Consider the following 23,000-nt stretch of genomic DNA (forward strand, 5'->3'; position numbering starts at 1 on the left):
GCTTTTCAGCTCCATGAGTCATGAGCCTACTTTAGAATTGCATTACCTTATCCAAATGCTCCACAGTCTACTTTAGCGCATTTCGCCATATATTCAAGCGATACCACTTGAATTCAGACAAAAAATGCAGAAGTTGTAGAACATATTGGTCAGGGTATCTTTTCCGCTCAGATCATAACCGTACGGAAAAGCGCATTCCAGTTCAGACCGAAAGCGCCCAAAAGCGGGCTGAACCGATTGTTCCGGCAGTTTAGCCGAGTTTCCGGAGAACGACAAAGCCATGTGTCCAAGTGCAACTGGAATGGAAAGTATGCCGCAGTTTGCGTCCATTTTCGCCAAACATGATCATATGTATGCCGCAAATCTGCCGTTCCTCCTGCCGAACCCCGCTGGAGATAAGCAGACAATGGGAATAGTTCGTTTTATTGCATAAAAAAACGAGCAATCCAGTCTTTACCTGCTCAACTTCCGCAGTAATTTGTCTTTGCTCATCTGCCTGCAGATTCAACTTCTCGAACGCTGCCGGAAGTTTGGCGTCTGCCTTTCTAGTTTACTCATAATCGACATATAAAGTCATTGTTCATAGTAGATAAATCTAAGTACCTTTTTTATGCATAATTAACATATTACACGAAGGCTATTTTGTCCTATTTGCGTTCAACTTCCACATCATTGCACTCTCACTGTAAAGTATGCCCCTTCTCTCTATCAATAATCCGCTCATATATCCTTGGTATATGAAAAAAGCCGCCTCCCCGAATTGGAAGCAGCTTGTTGTAATTCAGACAGATTTTTTGATAGCGGTTGTGCAAGAATTTCAGACATGCGATAACAAGCGCAATAATCAAGACTGACGGTCTGTACAATAGTTATTTAGCCAAAGTAATCTCGGCTGTCGCTACTATGACAACTGTTCGAAATTCTAATATTCCTCTTCAACTAAAACTCCAGCAATTTTTGGACATTCTTCTTGAAGCAGTGAAGTATACTCCTCTGTCTTATATGGCTCTTCGAGTCGCTCCATGATCTTCCCAGCCTCTTTCAGCCATTCAATACCTTCTCCCGCCTTCTTTTTGTATCGTCTCGTCACACCCTCTATGATATCTGCGTACTTTTCATCTGTTCCAGGATTAACGAACAATTCATACGTGTCGATTACTTCCTGCCCCGAATCGTTCGGGTCAGGATTGAAGGCATGAGGGTCAGTCGCATCGAAAATAGCGTAATCCAGCTCTGGCACACGAATCATGTCTACACTTTGAGGATCAAAGCTGCAGTGATAAAGCTCCAAGTTCAACCCTTTTTCAAGACATGTGTTTGCGATACGTTTCATCAGGGTAGATTTACCTGTACCCGCACGGCCGTGAACAAAGTGAATCCGAGATGTGCGGTTTATAATTTCAGGAACAATATTGACAATGCCATCAGGCGTATTCGTTCCGAACATACGACGTTCAATTTGGGGTTCCTTCTGTCTGTCTGATACTTTACCTAGAAGGAGATCTGTGATTGTTTCTGCAACTTCATCGGCTTTTTCGAAGTCCATTTCATCTCCATAAACGGACTCCAGATCATCATGAATTCTTAAACCGGCTAATAAGGCGTCATAAGCTTTATTGCATACTCCTTCTAAAAGCCGGACTTCTGCTGCATCTGGTTCGTTTTCGGCAAAATGGACATCGAGCTCGATACGAATCAATTTACCAAGCAACTTTGTTGGTAAATTGGCACTATCGGCAATTGTATTCGTGAGAATAGCTAGTGAATGATCTCGAATGATCACTCCTTCTAAATATTCCTTACCATCGGGACTAAGCAGGACTTCATGTTCCGAATCGGCCACTGATTCCAGACAAGCATGAAGAACACTCGTTTTCACTGTTTTTGACACATGATCCAATACACAAATCCGCTCAATGCCAATGAGTGTTTGCTCAGAAAGCAAATTGATGAACCCTTTGGATGTATGACCGGTCAAATAATAGGGAATACGATACATGGGGAACCCTTCCTTCTGTAAGATGCTCCAGTCATTATATGCATTCCTACTGCATACTATGCCGGAACATGTGCAGCTACTTTAAAAAACAAAGAGGTGTCTTGCCATGGAAAAGAGAAAAAGAACCGTATTTTACAGAAATAAATATTTCTGGATCATTCTAATTATCGCTGCGATCATACTTTGGTCACTCAGCACAGTCATTTCTGGAAGAAGAGCATCTTTGACAAACAATCTAAATTCAATGCCTGCGACGGAACAGCATATTACAGTTCCTTCATCTGATACAAATATTAACCTATAGCATATAGAAATGCCGATTAGCTGTTCAATTAATTGTCCTGCTTAATATAGCAGCTTTTGCTATAATGGTATGGAATCAAATATATTGGACCGGCATGCCACAGTCGACAGCCATGCCTCTTAACGTTGGCATGGCCGGGCGAATGGCCCGGAAGATCGTGGAGGTAGAACGATGGGGATTATCATAGTTGACGATAATAAAGTCAATCTGTTCGTAATGGAGAAGATTCTAAAAGCAGCTGGGTATGAAGAATTTGAATCATTCACATCCGCTCAATCTTTATATGATCATTTGCAGCTGGCAGAACCTGTCCAGGAACCGGTTGAGGCTGATCTTATCCTCCTCGACATCATGATGCCGGACATTGATGGTATCGAAGCATGTAAGGAAATCAGGAAGCATGCCCGTTATAAAGACCTGCCAATCATCTTTGTCACCTCATTGGATGACAGTCAAATATTGGCCAAAGCATTAGACGCGGGCGGAACGGACTATATATCAAAACCAATTAACAAGATGGAGCTGCTAGCTCGTATCCGTGCTGCTCTGAGACTGAAGAAGGAACTCGATCTTCGCAAAGAAAGCGAGCTAAAAATACATAGGGACCTCAAGCTCGCGGCCCGAGTGCAACGCGGCCTACTTAATAAGCCGATTAGTGAAGACATTCGGATTGACGTAACATACAAGCCGTCCTCCGCTTTGTCTGGCGATATGTACTATTGGCAGAAATTCGACGACAACCGCTATGGAATCATGCTGTTCGACGTCATGGGCCATGGAGTCTCTTCTTCACTCGTCTGCATGTTTGTCTCTTCGATTTTACGAGAAGCTATGAAAAATCTCAGGGAACCAGAGCTCGTTATTAAAGAGTTAAACCGTCAAATGTCACTACTTGATCAGGAAACTTCTGATATCCCGTTTTATTTTACAGCTATATACTTAATCATTGATCCTCTTCGAAAAACCGTTGAATATGTGAATGCCGGGCATCCTCCCGGCTTCTTGAATATTGATGGCTCACAGACTGTAGCACTATCAGGAGGCAGCTGTGCCATCGGCTTCTTTGATGAGATCAAAGTTAAAACTACAACTGTCAGCTACGAAGATCATATTCAGATTATGCTGTTCACAGACGGAGTTTACGAAGCAATGAAGCTTGTAGAAATAGAAGCTGACAAACATCTTGAAAAGGTTACTTCCGAAGATTGGGGAGACTTAGCACCTTCACTGGATGATATTACACCTCACCAAAATGAACAGCCTGATGACATTTGTCTAATCACCATTCAAGTTAAATAACAAAAGAAAGACCCAACTTCATAGAAGTTGGGTCTTCTTGCGGTAAATCCTATTTTGTTCATTGAAGTCCTCATAAGCGTTGGAAATCGTGGTAAACCTTAGAGTCTCTTTATCCCCAAGGCCCAAAAATCCTCCGTCTGAAAGGCTATTGTAAAATAGTTTCTGCACCTTCGCCTGCAACTCAGAGGAAAAATAGATGAGGACATTCCTGCAAATAACTAAATCGAATTCATTGAATGTATAATCCGTCACAAGATTATGCTGCCAAAAAATCATATTCTCCATCAAAGCAGGGTCGATATAGGCTGCATTTCGATCAGCTGTATAATACTCAGAGAAAGCCCTCATTCCCCCGGCACTAATATAATTTTTCGTATACGCCTGCATTTTGGCGAGTGGGAACATACCCTGCCTCGCCCTTTTCAAGATATTGTCATTAAAGTCTGTCGCGAACATGACAGAACGTTCATAAAGCCCTGCTTCCTTCAGCAAAATAGCCATCGAGAAGACTTCCTCTCCTGAAGAACAGCCAGCATGCCAAATACGAATTTCGGGCAGCTTGGCCAATTCAGGCAATACTTGCTCCCGTAGTGCCCGGAAAAACTCCGGGTCACGGAACATCTCTGTCACATTTATGGAAAAATCATTGAGCAGCTGCTGAAGAAAACCTTTTTCATGAAAAGCCTTATCTAGAACCCGGGTTACAGTAGGAATATTATCGATTTTCATGCGATTTAGCACTCTTCGGGTAATGGATGACTTGGCATAACCACGAAAGTCATAACCTGAAAGTTGAAAGATTCCTTCCAGCAGCAGGTCAATTTCCATTTCAACCTGGGGGTTTGATTCCATTTCTTCTTCCCAAAGATGGTAGGCAGTCATTACTGTACTTCCTCTCCAACCGGAGCCAGCCAAACACGCATTGCTGATAACAGCTGTTCCATGACAATTGGCTTGCTGATATAGTCTGAAGCTCCTGCCTCAAGACATCTCTCACGGTCCTGTTTCATCGCTTTTGCCGTCAATGCTATGATCGGCAAATTTGTGTACCCCAACTCATTTCTCAATGTGCTGATTGCTTCATATCCATCCATTCGCGGCATCATAATATCCATCAGGACAATATCGATGTCAGTACGTTGCTGCATTGTTTCAAGACACTCAATTCCATCTCTTGCTTCTATGACATGCATACCATTCTTCTCAAGCACTTTCTTCAAGGCAAAGATATTACGCGGATCATCATCCGTAAGCAACACATGCTTGCCTGCAAATATATCTATGTCATCCGGGATAGCATCTGTTCGAACTTCTACTTCTTCTGTAGCAGCTACTGTTGCAAGCGCAGTTTCTCCGTAAATTACTTTTGCAGTATCTTCCTGACTCCAATCAAGCAGCTGAATATCTTCTATCCCTTTTTTAAGACTAGGGACGAGAACGGTGAATTTGCTTCCTTTACCTTCTTCACTTTCAACCATAATCGATCCACCAAGAAGTTTTGCAAATTCAGCACAGATTGAAAGCCCAAGTCCTGTACCGCCATACTTGCGGCTTGTCGCACCATCCGCCTGCTGGAAAGCCTCAAAGATAAGCGCATGCTTTTCAGGGGGAATCCCGATACCGGTATCCGACACAGAAAGCGCAATCCATTCGTCGCTCACTTGGCGCATGCTTTCTGCCATCTGACTATCCGTAATGGCAGTAAGCTGGAGTTTAACCTCACCAGCCTCGGTGAACTTAAGCGCATTTGATAGCAAGTTTTTTGCAATCTGCTGGAGTCGAGTAGAATCCGTATGGAAAATCTCCGGTACTTTCGGATCCTTTTCCACAACAAGACTAATGCCCTTTTCAGCAGCCTGATGATTAAATTTCAACTGAGTCAATTCAGCGAATTCACTCGTATTCAATTCATCAATGACTACTTCAATCTTTCCAGCTTCAACCTTAGAAAGGTCAAGGATGTCATTGATTAACCCAAGCAGATCTTTACCCGAAGACTGGATAATCTTCGCATATTCCGCTGTTTCACTCTCTGCCTCTTCCGCTTCATATAGCATTTCTGAAAGAATGAGAATGCTATTAAGCGGTGTGCGCAATTCATGTGACATATTTGCCAGGAATTCAGATTTATAACTGGAACTACGACGCAATTCATCATTCTTGTCTTCAAGTTGGCGTTTCGCCATTTCAAGCTCAAGTGCCTTTGATTCAGCTTCGGTCGTGCGATCTTCCAGCTGGTCATTCGTAGTTTGCAGCTCTTCTGATTGCATGCGCAATTCTTCTGATTGTGTTTGCAGTTCCTCATGTTGAGCTTGGAGCTCTTCGGTCATCGTTTGAGAATCTTTCAGCAATCGTACTACTTCCATTCGATTCATAACACTATGAACAATTACTCCAAACGTTTCACTGATTTCTTGGAACAGCATTATGTGGTCTTCCGTAAAATGATCCAACGTCGCAAGCTCAAGAATTGCGACCGCTTTACCTTCAAAGATGACAGGCGCCACAAGAATACTCTTCGGTTTAACTTCTCCAAGTCCAGAACCAATAACGCGGTAATTTTCAGGAATGTCCTGAATAATATGCATTTGCATTTCTTCAGCACATTGACCGATAAGACCTTCACCGGCCTTAAAACGTTCCCGTCCGATGTTTTCGGCACTGTCGGCAAAAGAGCCGACCTTTTCATATTCAATACCGTTCTCGCATTCCTGTCTAATATAGAATGCTCCCATTGCTGCGTTTGTATTTCTCGCCATTTGCCCAAGAAACTCTTTCGCCAATATATCGATCAAGGCGACACCTTGGACAGATTTCAGTATTTCCGCGACACTAACTTGCAGCCAATCACGCTTTTCCATAATATCAAGCAATTCATTCGTCGCTTCACCAAGATCTCGAATTTCGTCTCTTGTCTTCACATGAATACGTTTCTTAAGATCCTTGCTCGAATGAGCGAGTCCGCGAATCGTATTAGTAACACTATTTACAGTTCGAGTAATGGAACGAGCTGTCACATAGGCGATTACAATACTTACACCAGCAATAAGAATAAGGACACTGAATAGGCCAATGGTAAGATTCTTATTTCGCTCATCCAATTTAGCAACATGCTTTTGTGTAGTCATCTGTTCACTCTTGCGAAATGCTTCAAATTGGCGGCGACGCTTGTTCATATCTTCCTTACCCGGATCTTCGGACAGCAATGCTTCTATTTCTTTGCGGTTGCCATCTTCTCTCGCAGCGATTGCAGGCTCACCTGTATTTTTAATCCAATCACGGATCGTTGTCTTAATTTCCCCTAAACGCTTAACCTGCTCTTTGTCATCTCTCAAATAATCAGCTAATTCAGCATAGCTGTCTTCCCACTTCGACAATGCATTGAAAAACGGATTGAGATATGTTTCCTTTCCCGTAATCAGATAACCACGCTGACCTGTTTCCATATCAATGAAATAACTCTCCAGACGGTTAGCCATATTATTGACATCCATCTCATGCTTAATGATCTGATTTCTTTCAGCCTGCAAAGAACCGATCTGCATGTTTAATATTAAGAAGACTATGACGAGACAAACAATTACTCCTGCATAGCCGATAATAATCTTAGGTTTAATTCCGAACTTTCTGCTATCCTTCACAGCTCCCCTTCTCTCCTGTTTGCTAGATTCCATATTTCCATTATAGCCTATTTCTCAGCATTATTGGAGTGTGAAAATCTTTTTCTACTCACCGATAAAGAAAGAACAGCACGCGGTTTAGCTACCGCGTGCTGTTCTTTCGATTGATCATAATGCTGATTTATTGAGTTTTTTCTTATCATCAAAAACATAGCGATTTCTTCCGACAAGAGCACCAAGAATTGATAGAACAAGGACAACTGCCAAAATAACATAAAGCGGCGCTGACCACGTTTGCGTTTTATCATAGAGCAACCCAAGCAGCGTTGGCCCAAATGCAGAGAGAAGATAACCGAGCGACTGGGCCATCCCAGATAATTCTGCGGCATCTTTTCCTGTTTTTGCTCGTAAACCAAAGAATGCGAGTGCAAGGGAGAAGTTACCATTTACAGAGAGACCGATAATTGCTGTACCAATAATCATCACGATATGTGAATGACCAAGAAGCAATGTTAAATAACCGACAAACATGGCGACACAAAGTCCAACTGCAAGAGCACTTTGACTCTTCACTCTATCTGCAAGCACAGGCACTATGAAGCTTGCAGGTAACCCGATAAACTGCATAAAGGAAAGCATCCATCCGGCTCCGGACTCAGTATATCCATTACTTTCCAATATCGCAGGAAGCCACGTGATTGTTACATAGAAAAGAAAGGCTTGCAAAGCCATAAAGAATGACATTTGCCAAGCTAACCCCGATTTCCAAATTCTGCGATCATCGATATAATCCGGCTTTTGCTCCTCAGCTTTATGTTTTCTTTGGGATTTGGTTAAATGATTCCTGCGGTTTTCTTTTATAGCAAGAAAAATCCATACCGCTAGGCCAACAATAGCTGGAATTACCCAAATAACCAATGCCCACTTCCATCCCCATCCAAGACCTTTCGCGAATGGAACACTAAGTCCGGAAGAGATTCCTGAAACACCGCTCATTGTCGTGGAGTAGACGCCTGTCATCAAACCGACTTTCAGTGGGAATTTATGTTTAATGACTCCTGGTATGAGAACATTCATAATAGCAATCCCAGCACCAGCGATCAAAGTACCTAGGAACAGAAATGATAGAAGCGAAACAGACCTGAGCAGCATGCCGCAAATCAGCATGAGCATACCTGCAACAATTGCTAGTTCATTCGTCAATCTCACTCCAACTTGTGGGGCAAGTGGAGACAAAAAGGCAAAGGCTAGTAAAGGCAATGTCGTCAAAAGACCCGCCATCCAATGCGCAAGTCCGTAATCTGCACCAATTGTCTGCAGAAGCGGACCTACTGCAGTAATAGCAGGGCGCATATTGGAGGCTGCCAAGATAATCCCGATAATTAGAACAAATTGATAGACCTTTAAATCCTTCTCGTCGACCAGAAGTTTATTTTGCTTTTCCACAGGCAAGGCTCCCTTAATTTAAAACTTTATTACCAGCTTAGCATAATGCCCTTTCAAGAAAAAGTACGTAAGAAAAAGACGATCGTCCCCTTATCGGGTTCGAATCGTCTTTTTGAACTGCTATTTTATATCTTTTCAGGCAGTACTCTCTTTTGCATTATTTTCTTCCGAAGCCTCGTACTCTGCTACTGGATCATAGTTTGCACCATTCAACCACCAGTTAAGAAGGAAGCAACCTACACCGGCTACTACCGGACCAGTACCAATTAGCATTGCAGCAAGCTGAGGAAGAGATTTGAATGTTTCATCAGAAGCACCTGCGCAAGCAAGAGCAAGACCGATACCAACACCGATAATCAACTGGTTTGAAGCCTTTGTTAGGTCGTCTTTAGCCATCATCTGCATTGAAGCAGCCATTAGCATACCGAACATCGGAACCATAGCTCCACCAAGAACAGCTGAAGGAATCATTGTTGTAACAGCCGCAATTTTAGGAACAAGACCGAGCAATACGAGAATACCACCACCGAAAGCAACTACATAACGTGATACAACTTTAGTAAGGAATACAAGACCTACGTTCTGAGAGAAAGTAGAGTGGTTGAACGAGTTGAAGATACCACTGATAATACCGCCGATACCTTCTGCGCGCAAACCTTTCTTAATAATCTCACCATCAATACGCTTGCCAGAGACTTCACCCAAGGCGAAGAATACACCAGTAGATTCAACCATAATAATGATCCCAACGAGAGTCATCGTCAAAATTGCAGCAATATCAAACTTAGGAACACCGAAGTAGAATGGCTGCGGCAATGAGAACCAGCTAGCATCCTTAAGACCAGATGGGTCAACAAGGCCAATAAACGAAGCAAAAATTGTACCAATAACTAGTGATAGCAAAATTGCACAAGACTTAACAAAACCTTTAGCATAATGGTTTAGCAACAAGAACACACCGAATGTGAAAGCTGCTGCTGTAAGATGCTGCCATGCACCAAAGTTTTCTGCGCTTCCGCCAGCTGCGTTACGCATTGCAACAGGCATCAACGTAATACCGATAACGAGTACTACAGAACCGGTTACAATCGGCGGGAAGAAACGGACAAGCTGTGTTGCAAACTGTGAAAGAACGGTTATGAGCACCCCAGCTCCAATTACACCACCAAGGATATAAGTAAGGCCCTCGGTTCCTCCGCCATGCCCTGTACCTATCGAAATTGCCGGACCAACTACTACGAAAGAAATTGCCATTAATGCCGGAAGCTTCGCACCTACAAAGTTACCAATCCCTAGAGTTTGGATAAGTGATACGATACCACATGTAAACAAGTCAAAAGAAATCAAGTATACGAGCTGTTCTTGCGTTAGACCCAATGCCCCCGCAATAAGAATCGGAACAGCGACTGCTCCCCCATACATTACCGCTACGTGCTGCATACCGAGTACTGTAGATTTACCAAAACCGAATTTCTCATCTACTCTTGAGTTACTCATTTTGGACCCCCTAGTTTAATAAAATTTAGCCAGATCCCCACTTTACTAGGAACCCTTTACAGAAATGACCCGTCCTTAAAGTTGAATAGATAGATAAAGTGCTTTTGCTTTTTGGAGAAAATCAAACTTAGAAAACGCTTTCATTTCTCCCGCGGGCATTCCTATTTTCTATTTTTTTAATGAGGAAATGCCAACCCCCCTCGGCAATAAGTTTGGCTCGCTGCGATCTGTAATATTGTTAATAGTTCAATTGCTTGTTCGCTTGCTTGCCTGCTTTATCCTATTACCCGACTCTCGGCAAAATCACTCCTTTCAAATTAAAAATAAATATTTTTTACTAAGTGTGATTATTGAATAAATTTCTGCCAAAGTTATTGTAAACGCTTTCAATCGATAACTGGGTCTATTGTAATCCATAAAAACAGCTATGTCATTGTTTGTAATGCACAAAATAGAGTTATTTTCGTTGTACAACTTAAACATCTAAATTATTTTTTTATCACTTTTGTTTAAACTATTGGTTAACTTGAACAAACAAAAAATTAAACACTGTCTGTTGCAGCCAGACAGTGTTTATTCTTTACTATAGTATATGAGCATCAATTTCTTTTACAAGCTTAACAATCTCAGGTTTGCTTACTTGAGCACTTGCTCCGACCTTTTCCCCTTTATGGAAGAGATCGTCTGTAATTAATGAAGAGAAGATAATTACGGGGATATTGCTCAACCGCTCATTCTTTTTAACTTTGTCTGTCAGATGATGGCCATCCATCTGAGGCATTTCCAAATCAGTTATGATGCAATTGACCTCTTCTGAAGGTGTAATGCTTTCATCATAGGCAAGCGACTCGAGATGATTCCAGGCATCTTTACCATTTTCAAAGAATTGAACACGATCATAACCTGCTTCTTCAAGGGTATCTCTCAAAAGCTGGCGAAGTATTGCTGAATCCTCTGCCACAATCAAGTTCTTAATTGAGCGTTCCCGTTCACCAAGCACTTTAAGACTTTGAACATTAATACTCGCCTCTGGGCTAATTTCAACAACAATCTTTTCAAAATCAAGAAGCAAAGACATTTCGCCTTCCAACTTGATAATACCAATCGTGTATGCTTGCTGCCCTGCAGAAAGCTCATCAGGCTTTTCAATTTGTTCCCAAGATATCCGGTGGATTCTTGAAACGCTGTGAACATGGAATGCCACTTTAAGCTGGTTCAGTTCTGCAATGATCAACTTGTCCTTCTCAGGATTATCTGATGGAGGAAGGTTGAGAACTCTTGCAAGGTCGATTACCGGGATAATCTCTTCACGCAAACGAATAACACCTTCCACATTCGGATGAGCATTCGGTGTATCCGTGATCGGCAAAGGAACAATGATTTCCCGTACCTTCAACACATTAATTCCAAATGATCCAGAACCAACATGGAATGTCACCACTTCTAATTCATTTGTACCGCTCTCCAACAAAATATCATTTTGCATAAAATCTCCTCCAAATCACGGTATACGCACATTCCTGCGCTTAACAGGTGATAATACACCTAGTATAACAGGTAATTTTTCCTATTTCCATAGCGACTGCAATGATTGTATCTGTTGATGTTTTATTATCGGCAGATTGAGCCCGCTTTGTAAGCTGTCTGCAAATAATATTCAGCTGCAAACACAGTTCGTTACTACATTTGCTGGTTTCCGACTTTTCTTTTGAGGATAAAGCTTTATTTTGTTGAATATTGCCCAGGAAATAATCGAATGCTGAATTCCTCTGCCACTATTCGACTGGCAGGAGTCATATCTGTCCTAATCGATGTAAACGGACCATATTGTTCACATTGATACAAGTGCTTAGGAACAAGCATTTTTCTAACAGTCCCACCTATGTATTATTAATATATAAGCATAACGACAACCTTTACTTGCTGAACGACTAACACCCTAACAAATTTTAGGGAAAAAGATTGGGATAGTAACTTAAAACAGGTGGAATTTTTGGTTAATTATCCTTATTATTAAAATATATTATTTTTTTATTTGAGCACTTATTATATTTCATTTTCAAAATCTTCATTACACTATCCTGTACTGAAAGGTGTGGACACCATGAATGATTTGTTCAAAGAGAACGAATTGGAAGTACTTCATGAAATCGGCAAACGATTGAAATCTTTTCGAAAGTCTTGCGGCTTTACACAAGAAATGCTTGCTTCAAAGGCAGGATTTTCTCGCTCCTATTATTCCGACATTGAAACAGGCAAACGGAATATTTCAATATTGAACCTTTGCAAATTGACTATTGCATTGGATATATCCTTAAGCGATCTTTTGCTACCAACTAAAGAATATGCAGCTCAGAATGAGTTGGAAAAAGGACATGTTATAGATCCCTTGAAGCAAGCTTCAGTGGGTAACATACTTCTATAGCTATCATTTTGCTTTATGAATGTCCTGAATGAGTGTTTCACCGCTTTCCTTTAAAAAACAATTCACAGTCTCTAATCGTTCTGCACGGACACGTTATACTTTATTCGTAGCTTACAATGAAATATTTTGACCATAACGCGTCAGCTTACTGAGCTTTTAAAAAAACATACAGGGGCTTGGGGCTGTGCGTTATGGCATTCCTCAACATATACCAGAAACCCGCTACCCCTCATAACGCTTTTTTCTTACGTTTAAGCGAGGCAATTACTATTTCAACACTCCTATTACAGAGATATGCACTTATACAACTCTTCGATGACATGTTTGCCATTACAGAAGAAGCATAATATTTTACCTTGGCTTTTTTGATTTGCTTTTGTTCAGGTTTACAATAAGAACCATGTATAATATATATAATCCTATGAGACTACTGCCATTTCCTAAAAGATGATGCTGTACCCTTGTTTGCCTTTCAACTGCCGATATGGTTTACTGGAATTGAATAGAATCGTGTATATGCGAGGCACTGGGGGAGCATTATTTGCTGAGAAAGAACTTGGTTCTTGACCCTTTGAACCTGATCTAGTTCATACTAGCGTAGGAAAGTGGCTCCAAATCTCAACTGCATCATGACCGTTTCGTATGAAGCGTCAGAGCGTGGCACCTCCAAATGCTGTTGGTCTTTGCCACTCTTCTCCCTTCATCTCCCGCTTTCGCCAATTATGCATGTCACGCATTCTATAACACTCTTTAAAATAATTAAAAGGCGGAGATTTTTTCATGGCGAAATTCAGCGAACGGCTCTGGAAAACAGTTGAACCTGTATGGCGTTCCTATCTTCAGCACCCTTTTGTTAAAGGAATCGGTGATGGATCCCTCGACAAAGAGAAATTCAAGCACTACATGAAACAGGATTACATTTATTTAATTGAATATTCACGCATTTTTGCGCTTGGTGCAGCAAAAGCAAATGATTTGGAAACAATGACAGCGTTTGCAAATCTGCTGCATGGCACACTGACAGTAGAAATGGATCTGCACCGAGAATATGCAGCTGAGCTCGGCATCTCAAACGAAGAGTTGGAAAACACTGAACCGGCAGCTTCAATGACATCTTATACAAGCTATATGCTCAACAAGAGCCAGCTAGGTGGTGTTGAGAATGCAGCTGCTTCAGTTCTCGCTTGTGCTTGGAGCTATCAATTCATAGGTGAATCGCTCGCTGCAATACCAGGAGCAACAGAACATGAATTTTACGGCAAATGGGTTAAAATGTATTCATCCCAGCAATTCAAAGAGCTTACCCTGCAATGTATTGATCTTATTGATAAAATGGCTGAAGGCAAATCTGATTCAGACCTTGCAATCCTTGAGGATATCGTTGTCAAGACAAGCTACTTCGAGTACATGTTCTGGGAAATGGCAGAAAACAAGGAAATGTGGCCGGTTGCAGCTACTGCCGACTATGCAACGACAAGATAGACTTGAATCTTGTAAACAGGCAGCATTCCGGAGGTGCTACGCTTCTGAAAAAAGAACTTCATATTATATCTGATATTATATTTGATGAGCATGACTTCATTGAAACAACGAAAGAAATTCATCCTTTTATCACTGCTGTCCATCTCAGGGTCAAGGCATGGTCGGCACATAAATTGTACACCTTGGTTGAACGCCTCACTGAAAAAGGGATTCCTGGCAATAAGATCTATATCAATGATCGTGTTGATGTAGCAATTGCTGCTGGCACAGGCGGTGTACAGCTCAATTATCGAAGCCTTCCTGTTAGTAAAGTAAGAGAAGCCTTCCCTTCTATCCGTGTCGGGAAGACGATTCACACTATTGATGAAGCAAAATTGGCTGAATCAGAAGGTGCCGACTATATAATGTTCGGCAAAATTTTTGAGGAAGTTGCTTCATTGGATGCACATGAACAAGGTTTCGAAAAACTCAAAGAGCTGTACGAAGCAGTTAACCTCCCAATTATTGCTTATGGTGGTATTACAGCACGCAATATTGAAAGTGTTCTTCCTTACGCTTCTGGCATTGCAGTAGAGTCAAGCACTTGGCAAGCCGTCGACCGGCCTGTTATGATCAAGCAATTTTATAATTTGCTAATGCCTGATTGACCTGTGCCAACTTATAGAATACTTTCAAACTAGATACAAAAGGTGGAAATCGGCATGGCAGACAAAATAACAAATATGAAAAACTCTGATTCTGCAGCGAATGACCGTTATTCGCGGCAGATTCTTTTTTCTCCAATTGGTAAAGCAGGACAAGAGGAAATTGCTCGAAAACATGTCCTAATTATCGGAGTTGGTGCACTTGGCACGTCGAATGCTGAAATCCTGCTGAGGTCCGGAGTTGGCGAAATGACCATTGTCGATCGGGATTATATCGAATTTAGCAATCTTCAACGACAGCAGCTGTTTACAGAGCAGAATGCCATTGACCGAACCCCCAAAACCGTCGCAGCGAAAGAACGCCTTTTGAAAATTAGGTCATCGGCTACCATTCATGCGCATATCATGGATGTGAATCCTGAAACGATTGATTCCCTTACCGAAAACGTTGATTTGATTATTGATGCAACAGACAACTTTGAGACGAGAATGATCATTAATGATATTTCTCAAAAGAAGGGTATTCCTTGGATTTATGGAGCTTGCGTGGCCAGCTATGGAATCAGCATGACGATTATTCCTGGTGAAACACCATGTTTGCATTGTCTTATGGAAACTGTACCGTCAGCAGGTGCTGCAACATGCGATACAGCAGGCATCATCGCACCAGCTGTTCAAATGACTGTTGCTCATCAAAGCGCCGAAGCTTTGAAAATCCTTTCTGGCAACTTGAATGCATTACGCCGCAAACTCATATCATTTGATTTATGGAATAATGAGTATGCACAGGTCGGCGTGAGCAAAGCACGCAAAGAAGACTGCCCTTCCTGCGGCTCCCATCCTTCCTATCCATTTTTACAGTGGGAAAACCAAACGAAGACTGCTGTTCTTTGCGGCCGCAATACTGTACAGATCAGGCCTGGGACCAACCATCCTCCGAATCTTGAAAATTTTAAGGAACAGATTGAGAGACTTGGCATCCCTTATGAAGCCAATCCGTTTCTCATCTCATTCACCGTTGACTCATTCAGGATCGTTCTGTTCAAAGATGGCCGTGCTCTTATCCACGGTACAAAGGATATTAGTAAGGCCAAAACATTGTATCATCGGTTTATCGGGTAATCGCTCAGGGAATAATGATGCAAGCAACCTAGCAACCTTATTTATTTGTCAAGTGTTGCATTTTGGTAACATTTTGTAGAAGATTGCAATGATTCTATTTCAAACTTGGTGATGGATGCTATAATACAAGCGATCCATTTCCTAAGAAGGGTGGGAAAATATGCGTTTCCCAAATCAGCTAAAGAGTCCCCAGTCATTCAGCAGCGAGAAAGGGATTGCCAAATTACCGCTTGTCCTTCTCGTTGCCGCAGTTTTTGTCATTGGATTGGTCGCCTTTCAACTTTTCCATTCTGCTTCATCTGAATATACACAGGGAGAGCAGAAAACCGATAGACTGCAGCAATTGAAGCAGCCTGTTGCAGCGAAGGATAAAGATCAGTCCATAGCCGCTCCGCATGATCGGACAGGCAATAATTCATCTGTACACTCTAAATCTGTATCCCAATCCACTGCAAATGTTTCCGCTGCGGTAGGAAAGGAACAAACTGCAAACGATCCACACAAATCTTCTTCAAGAGCGGATGTTTCCACTGTAGCAAGTAAAGGACAGACTGCTCCTAGGACCGCAGAGGAAAATACCGTCGAAGTAAAACATGGACAAATGCAACTTGTATTACAGCCAGAGGCCGGACAGCACCAGAAGAAAGCAGTTGTTGCTCAACCGAAGCCCGATGTTCAATCGAAACCTAGCAATCAATCTAAAAATTCAACAGTAAACAAGAGTACAGCAAGTCCTAATAAGACTACTCAATCAGCAACTAAAACGGAAACATTTGCCGAGATGATTACCCGTGCACGTAAATCTTTGTTCACCATCTACAATGTGCAAGACACTTCTGCAGACGAGTACACCATCTTGCAAGGTTCAACATTCCTTTATAACAATAAAGGAATGCTCGTCACGAATGGTCATGTTGTAGAAGGTGCCAAAACAGTAAGCGTTTTGGCGGAAAACGGCAAAAAATATAAGGGTACTGTCATTGGTTTTGCCTACAAACCTGATGTTGCTCTCGTGTATGTGCCGCAACTATTGGGAATGAAGCCCTTCCCTATCGATACGAAGAAATATGGTGTCGATACGCAAGTCGCTGCAATCGCCAATCAACTCTCTGTCAAAACGACAAAAGGAAAAATCATCGAGACGGATCTTAATATGAAAACGAGTGATAATGACCCGTATTTCTATCCGAAAATGTATGTAACAAGTGCAGCGACGCCGCCAGGTTTCAGCGGTGGGCCACTTATCTCGATAAAACAAAAGAAAATCATCGGCATCAATTCTCTTCACAGTCTGACAGAGAACTCAATTGGATACAGTATGCCATTCAATGAGGCGGAAAAGCTTCTTTCCAAATGGAGCAAGAAGCCAATGACAGAAAAAGAAATCATGGCACTTTATAAGAATCCTTCCGCAGGCGATAAAACGACTGCAAAAAGGACTACTGTTAAGAAGTCTGCTGTGAAAGAGAGTCAGAAAAAAGTCTCTGCAGAACAGAAACAAATTTCGGCTCCTCAAAGCTCCAAGCTAAACACAGCCCCAGCACCAACTGAAAAGACAAGCAAAACTTCAGATGTAACTAAGCAAACACCTGGTGACTTGGAAGATCAAAATGCACAAAATGAGGCTACTGTGACGTCTGCAGCAGGAACAAACAAGGAAGATACAGATTCTCAAGTAATTACATCTGACACTGATGAAGAAAAGTCTACGGAAGAAAACTCCGGAGACACTGTCAGCAATTCAGGAGTAGCTTCCAGTAAAAGCGTAAGTGAAGAAAATGAATCAGATAAAAGCATAACATCTGAACAAAACGATTCACAGTCAGCTGAAACTCTTCCAGCATCGGAACAGACAACAGATAAACATAATTTAGAAAACGAGTAATTGAACAATACCGGGAGAAACCCAGCCTGTGCTGGGTTTCTTCTTTTATTTTAATTTGACAGATACTATACATAACTTGAATAATTGCAGGAGACATTTACTTTAGGAGGTGTAAAAATGCAATACATCATTGTGGCAATTGGCGGATTTTTTGGTGCCCTAGCACGCTATTCCATTGGGGTAATCGAAACGAACAATTACCTCTTCCCAGTAAGTACACTGACTGTGAACCTCATAGGATGCTTGTTTCTCGGATGGTTCTCCACATATGTTGCGGGCAAGTCTCCTCACCCACGTCTTGTTCTATTAATTGGAACAGGTTTTACAGGGTCTTTTACAACTTTCTCCAGTTTTTCAGTCGAAACTTGGGAATTGATTCAAGGAGGCCATGTGCTCATTGGCTTAATGAATATTGGTGTTTCCATCATCGCTGGCCTCCTCCTCGTTCTGATAGGTATGCACTTAGCCAAGGCAATGTTGAAGCAGTCTGCATCTTCATGAACTTAAAATTAAGCTAAAGGAGTGATTCAATTGTTTTTACTCGTTGGAGCTGGCGGAATGATTGGTGCTTGTGCAAGATTCGGCCTCGGCGGATGGATCAATCGCAGCTTTCCACAAGCTTCCCCATTCCCTATTGGTACATTCATAATTAATGCAGCCGGTTCATTCCTTCTTGGACTTCTTGCCAACTTACATATTCACGCAACTATTGGAACCGGATTATGGCTATTCCTCGGTGTAGGTTTCTGTGGAGCTTTTACGACATTTTCTACTTTTGGAACAGAGGCGATGGTCCTATTGGAAACAAAGCGGCTTAACCTGGCAGTTTTGTATGTCATTGCATCGGTAATTGTCGGTATCTGTTTTGCCGCAATCGGCTTCTTAATATAAAATTCTTGATTTATCGAAACTTCTCCCCTCTCTTCGGCATTAATGGTATAATATACCTATTACTATAGAATTATGCCGAAAGGGGATATTATTGCATGTTCTGCAAACATTGCGGTTCTGAAATGCCGTCTAAAGGTGCACAATGTTTCAAATGTGGCCATAAAAAAAGCCAGCCTCTCAAAATGCTATTTATCTTTTTACTCTTCCTCTCCTGTTCTGCAGCGGCTGCAATAGGCGCTTATATGTGGGGAGACTTCAACGAACCCGGTAAGCAACAAGTTGCTGCCGAGAAAACACCTAAGCAAGAAAAGAAAAGGGAAAAAGCAAATAACGTAATACAGCCTGTAGCCTCTGCCAAAAAGCTTCCGGTTAAGCAACAAAAGAAATTAACTGATATTATTTCTTCGGCACAACAAACTGTCTACACCATTTACACAGATTCTGCACAAGGGTCAGGGTTCCTATATGACAGCAAGGGACATGTCGTTACGAATGCCCATGTTGTTGAGGGTACTATTAATCTCGAAGTGAAATCGAAGAGTGGAAAAAGCTTTTCAGGTAAAGTGATTGGTTACTCCAACGAAATTGATGTTGCAGTCATATCTGTGCCAGAACTCTCAGGCAGCGTTCCTTACCCGATTGAAAAACAGTCCCAGCTCGAAATCGGTGAGGAAGTCATCGCTCTAGGCAGTCCACTTGGAATGGAAAACACAGCAACAATGGGTCATATTACCGGTAAAGACCGGAACTTTACAATCGGCCATTATACATACAGCAACCTCTATCAGACATCCGCTCAGATTGCTCCGGGATCAAGTGGAGGCCCACTCGTCTCCCTGAAGTCTGAAAAAATTACAGCGATCAATTCTGCACAGAGCACAGAAGCAGCATCCATGGGGTTCAGCATTCCAATTCCGAAAGTATCTGCACTTATTCAGTCGTGGATAGATAAGCCTATGTCAGAAGATGATATTGACAATCTCTTCTATGGGGAAAACGGATCACTCTTCTTTGAAGACCTTTGGAATTATGAAGGATACTTTGATGATGGTGATTACTCAGATGACGAAAACGATTACGACTACTGGGAATATAATGAGGAAGATACCGACTACGGGAATTACGAAGAACCATATGAGAATGAAAGCGATGATAGTTATGAAGATTATGAAGGATTGTATGACGATGAAGAAATAATAACAGAAGACGACTTCATTTCAGAGGATGAGGAAGATTATTCCGATGACATTCTTGATGAATTCGAAGATGAGGACTACGAGGAAGATGTTCCAGACGGTACAGACCAGTCATATGAAGTATATAGTGAACAAGTTACTGACTAGTCCCTCACCAATAAAAGAGCCGAAAATGGCTCTTTTTTTCATAGATAGCTTGCAATTTGCAATCTATCGAAAGAAGATGTATTCTTCAAGATATTCATATCAAATTAGCAGACTTCAGTATATAATAGGGGTCAAAGCAATTGATTTCCGAAAGGGAGATGTAGAATGGAATGTCCAAAATGTGGAAAATCCGTCTCTAAAAAGGATCCCTTTTGCCCTCATTGCGGCAATCGATTAAAACATCCTTTTAGAGCGATTTTCATCACAACGCTTGTTTTCATTGTGGCGATGAGCATCGCGATTGCAGCATTCTGGTTCAAAGATGGTGTACCAGGAAAAACAAAGCCATCAGCAAAAGAAGAACCGATCGCAATCTCGAAGGAAGAAGAACATGCCACGGAAGCGATTAAAGACAAGACGAAAGAAGAACCTGTAAAGCAAGAGACGTCCGAGAAGAATACCTCTGGCAGTTCTGATGAATATATCCAGGGTGCTGATGCACAGCCTGAACAGCCTAAAATCGAAAAGCAGACGATGAATCTTGAGAAAAAAGAAGACATCACGAATTATATCGATTCGGCTAAAGAATCTGTCTTCACAGTGACAACACCAGAAATGCAAGGATCCGGATTCCTTTACAATTCTAATGGCATCATCGTAACAAACGCACACGTCATCGAGGGATGGACAGAAGCTACAGTGCATTCAAGCACTGGAGAGTCATTTACCGGTAAAGTAATCGGTTATTCGAACAAGACAGACGTAGCAATTGTTCAGGTTCCTGAACTCGCTGGACGACAGCCATTCCCTATCGATACGAGCTCGTCTATTAATATTGGGGATGAGATTGTTACACTTGGCAGTCCGCTCGGCAAAGAAAATACTGCAACAATGGGATATCTGACTGGTACAGACCGAAGTTTTATCATCGGAACATTCACCTATGATCATCTATTCCAGATTTCTGCCCCGACGGCCCCTGGTTCAAGTGGTGGCCCACTCATTTCAAAGAATTCCAGGAAAATCATTGCCATCAACTCGGCACAGAGTACATCCAATGTTTCCGTCGGATTTAGTATTCCAATCAGCCAGGTTTCCAGTCTCATCGATGGCTGGATCAGTAGTCCAATGAATGAAAAGCAACTGCTTGCACAATTCTATGGCATGGACGGCGAATATGTATTCGGCGATGATTGGGAAGCGGAAGATGGCCGCTTTGAAGATGGAGACGTCTCCAAAGATAAAGATCATTATGATTACTGGGAATATGATTATGATCAATACTGGAAAGAAAATGGTGAAAAGGCTCCTGACAGTGAGCAAACAGAGCCTGCACAAGGAAATGACAATACATCACCAGCAGATAATAGCGGGCAGGATAACAATACGCCTGATATCCCGCAGAACAGCAATCCAGATCAATCTAATGAAAAAAATCAGAGCGAGACACCTGATTCACCTCAAAACAATACAGATCAGAACAAGGATTCTAGCAATCCGCAAACAGATCAGGAACAGCAGCAATCACCTGACTCTGCTAACGCAGCCTAATAGCATGTTTCAAAGCACGTTTCACTAATAGTGAAGCGTGCTTTTTTTATTTTCACATATTACGCTCATCTATCATACGATTAAGGCCGTCAGCTGTTTCAGAAATGGAATTAGCAGCTTCCGCAATCTCTCTGATGACTAGGTCGAACGCATTCAAGTCTTCCTGAATGCTTGCATTATGTTCCTGATTCTCCGCCATAGACTGATCGATTTTCTCAAATGCTTTCTCTGTGCTATGCATCTGCTCCCTGACACGCAATACATACTCTTCAACCTGCTGAATAGAAGCCGCATTGACAGAAATTTGTTCGTTTGTCTGATTAATCAGTTCTGTGACACTCGTAACTGACTGAGCTGTCTGTTCTGCAAGTTTGCGTACTTCATCAGCAACAACAGCAAAACCTTTTCCATGTTCACCAGCTCTTGCAGCTTCAATCGATGCATTCAAAGCAAGCAAGTTTGTCTGATCAGCGATGGATTTAACCATAGCAACAATATCTTTAATTTTAGTCGAAGTTTCTTCCAAAGAGGACATGTCCTCAGCTACGCGCTGTGTGCTTGCTTTCATGTTTTCCAAGGAATCATTCATGTTCGTCAGTCGCTCACGGCCTTCATCAGCAGCCGCCTTCGCTTCCTCAGCTACCTTATTGCCTGCTTTGGAGTTCTCTGTAATGGTACGCACCTGAACAGTCATTTCTGACATGGATGTGTTTGTCTCTTCAGAAAGTGCAGCGAGTTCTTCAGACGTATGTTCAAGCGAAGAGACCATTTCTCTTCGTGTCTGTTCTTCTAAATCTTTCAAACGGGCAACTTCATCATCATAAGCTTCAAGAACGACTTGCTGTTCCAAGTTGATCAGTTTGTTCACAACAGTCATAGCAAGCAGCTGATCTTCAGAAGTTGAAAAAGTATCGCGAATAATTTTCGTCATATTGTAGGAGATCTTTTCAAATGATGCGATATACCATTTTTGCATCAAACCGATATGGACATGGATCTTCGCGATGACTCTACGCTTTTCAATGAATGCTTCATTCATGACACCCGCAAACATTTCGATTACGTGACGGCTCAAAGTCTTCTTAAGTCGTTCAATAGAACTATGTTCTTCAATAATCTGCATTAGCTTTGGATTAATGTTAAGATTATCATAGAAATCATCAATAATCATTTGGATATTCTCTTGAACGTAAGGTTTCAACACTTGAGCTATCGAAAAATCAACCATTTCCAAATGAAGCATTTTCAATTGCTTTTCGAGATCAGAACCCCTCGGCACCTCTACTTGTGGCTGTTTATTCTTGCTCAGCTCCAACAGTACCGGCTGCGACACATCTGTTCTTTTAAATAACGTAAAAGCCATCTGTCCATCCCCCTTATCCGTAAAAAGCCATCTCTCTATTTCTCTACTTTCTATAATGGCATATTTTCTTGGTTCTTTCCACCTAATTTTAAAAAACAAAAGAAGGATACATGTCCCCTCTCAAGAAAC

General features: G+C 41.8%; 18 protein-coding genes and 1 riboswitch. Of the genes, 11 read left to right on the forward strand and 7 right to left on the reverse strand.

The genetic code is table 11. The features are described 5' to 3' along the window. Nucleotides 1-922: 922 nt before the first annotated feature. Nucleotides 923-1,999, reverse strand: a complete 1,077-nt coding sequence (locus QR721_RS10215) for a hypothetical protein (RefSeq protein WP_348026591.1) — start codon at nucleotides 1,997-1,999, stop codon at nucleotides 923-925. A 106-nt stretch (nucleotides 2,000-2,105) separates the two neighbouring features. On the opposite strand from QR721_RS10215, the gene QR721_RS10220 reads away from it, so the two are divergent. Both QR721_RS10220 and QR721_RS10225 read left to right on the forward strand, forming a co-directional pair. Further along, on the forward strand, nucleotides 2,106-2,303 hold the full coding sequence (locus QR721_RS10220) for a hypothetical protein (RefSeq protein WP_348026593.1): 198 nt from the start codon (nucleotides 2,106-2,108) through the stop codon (nucleotides 2,301-2,303). 171 nt (nucleotides 2,304-2,474) lie between these two features. Continuing rightward, nucleotides 2,475-3,602, forward strand: coding sequence for a PP2C family protein-serine/threonine phosphatase (locus QR721_RS10225; protein WP_348026595.1), 1,128 nt, complete (start codon nucleotides 2,475-2,477; stop codon nucleotides 3,600-3,602). Between the two features lie 18 nt (nucleotides 3,603-3,620). Here the strand turns inward: QR721_RS10225 and QR721_RS10230 are convergent, their stop codons facing one another. From QR721_RS10230 to QR721_RS10250, 5 genes are all read right to left on the reverse strand, one after another. Further along, nucleotides 3,621-4,484: a CheR family methyltransferase gene (locus QR721_RS10230; protein WP_348026597.1), complete on the reverse strand. Its 864-nt coding sequence runs from the start codon at nucleotides 4,482-4,484 to the stop codon at nucleotides 3,621-3,623. Continuing rightward, entirely contained in the window at nucleotides 4,484-7,243 is a 2,760-nt protein-coding gene (locus tag QR721_RS10235) for a CHASE3 domain-containing protein (RefSeq protein WP_348026599.1), read from the reverse strand. Before QR721_RS10235 ends, QR721_RS10230 begins: the two co-directional genes overlap by 1 nt. A 147-nt stretch (nucleotides 7,244-7,390) precedes the next feature. Continuing rightward, a complete protein-coding gene (locus tag QR721_RS10240) occupies nucleotides 7,391-8,668 on the reverse strand; it encodes a CynX/NimT family MFS transporter (RefSeq protein ID WP_348026601.1) in 1,278 nt (425 codons plus the stop codon). Between the two features lie 135 nt (nucleotides 8,669-8,803). Then, nucleotides 8,804-10,165, reverse strand: a complete 1,362-nt coding sequence (locus QR721_RS10245; protein WP_348026603.1) for a nucleobase:cation symporter-2 family protein — start codon at nucleotides 10,163-10,165, stop codon at nucleotides 8,804-8,806. A 583-nt stretch (nucleotides 10,166-10,748) separates the two neighbouring features. Further along, nucleotides 10,749-11,651: a chemotaxis protein gene (locus QR721_RS10250; protein ID WP_348026608.1), complete on the reverse strand. Its 903-nt coding sequence runs from the start codon at nucleotides 11,649-11,651 to the stop codon at nucleotides 10,749-10,751. 618 nt (nucleotides 11,652-12,269) lie between these two features. Here QR721_RS10250 and QR721_RS10255 point away from each other — a divergent pair. The 9 genes from QR721_RS10255 to QR721_RS10295 all read left to right on the forward strand — a co-directional run bounded on the left by QR721_RS10255 (nucleotide 12,270) and on the right by QR721_RS10295 (nucleotide 21,508). After that, nucleotides 12,270-12,590, forward strand: a complete 321-nt coding sequence (locus tag QR721_RS10255) for a helix-turn-helix domain-containing protein (protein ID WP_348026610.1) — start codon at nucleotides 12,270-12,272, stop codon at nucleotides 12,588-12,590. Nucleotides 12,591-13,108: 518 nt separating this feature from the next. Then, nucleotides 13,109-13,211: riboswitch (TPP riboswitch) on the forward strand. A gap of 159 nt (nucleotides 13,212-13,370) precedes the next feature. Next, on the forward strand, nucleotides 13,371-14,072 hold the full coding sequence (gene tenA, locus QR721_RS10260; protein WP_348026612.1) for a thiaminase II: 702 nt from the start codon (nucleotides 13,371-13,373) through the stop codon (nucleotides 14,070-14,072). A gap of 2 nt (nucleotides 14,073-14,074) precedes the next feature. Beyond that, nucleotides 14,075-14,719 (forward strand): thiamine phosphate synthase, encoded by a 645-nt coding sequence (locus QR721_RS10265; protein ID WP_348026614.1) that lies wholly within the window; start codon nucleotides 14,075-14,077, stop codon nucleotides 14,717-14,719. A gap of 54 nt (nucleotides 14,720-14,773) precedes the next feature. Next, nucleotides 14,774-15,838, forward strand: coding sequence for a thiazole biosynthesis adenylyltransferase ThiF (locus QR721_RS10270; RefSeq protein WP_348026616.1), 1,065 nt, complete (start codon nucleotides 14,774-14,776; stop codon nucleotides 15,836-15,838). Nucleotides 15,839-15,998: 160 nt separating this feature from the next. Then, nucleotides 15,999-17,723 (forward strand): trypsin-like peptidase domain-containing protein, encoded by a 1,725-nt coding sequence (locus QR721_RS10275; RefSeq protein ID WP_348026618.1) that lies wholly within the window; start codon nucleotides 15,999-16,001, stop codon nucleotides 17,721-17,723. A 117-nt stretch (nucleotides 17,724-17,840) separates the two neighbouring features. Then, the gene (gene crcB, locus QR721_RS10280) at nucleotides 17,841-18,224 is read left to right on the forward strand and encodes a fluoride efflux transporter CrcB (RefSeq protein ID WP_348026620.1); all 384 of its coding nucleotides are present in this window, start codon (nucleotides 17,841-17,843) and stop codon (nucleotides 18,222-18,224) included. 21 nt (nucleotides 18,225-18,245) lie between these two features. Beyond that, nucleotides 18,246-18,614 carry a fluoride efflux transporter CrcB gene (crcB, locus tag QR721_RS10285; RefSeq protein ID WP_431189498.1) on the forward strand — a complete coding sequence of 123 codons (369 nt, stop codon included), beginning with the start codon at nucleotides 18,246-18,248 and terminating at the stop codon, nucleotides 18,612-18,614. A gap of 95 nt (nucleotides 18,615-18,709) precedes the next feature. Continuing rightward, entirely contained in the window at nucleotides 18,710-19,957 is a 1,248-nt protein-coding gene (locus QR721_RS10290; RefSeq protein WP_348026624.1) for a trypsin-like peptidase domain-containing protein, read from the forward strand. A 165-nt stretch (nucleotides 19,958-20,122) separates the two neighbouring features. After that, entirely contained in the window at nucleotides 20,123-21,508 is a 1,386-nt protein-coding gene (locus QR721_RS10295; protein WP_348026626.1) for a trypsin-like peptidase domain-containing protein, read from the forward strand. Nucleotides 21,509-21,560: 52 nt separating this feature from the next. On the opposite strand, the gene QR721_RS10300 is transcribed toward QR721_RS10295, so the two are convergent. Next, entirely contained in the window at nucleotides 21,561-22,871 is a 1,311-nt protein-coding gene (locus QR721_RS10300) for a globin-coupled sensor protein (RefSeq protein WP_348026628.1), read from the reverse strand. Nucleotides 22,872-23,000 lie beyond the last annotated feature (129 nt).

The organism is Aciduricibacillus chroicocephali, assembly GCF_030762805.1.
GTDB classification, from domain to species: domain Bacteria; phylum Bacillota; class Bacilli; order Bacillales; family Amphibacillaceae; genus Aciduricibacillus; species Aciduricibacillus chroicocephali.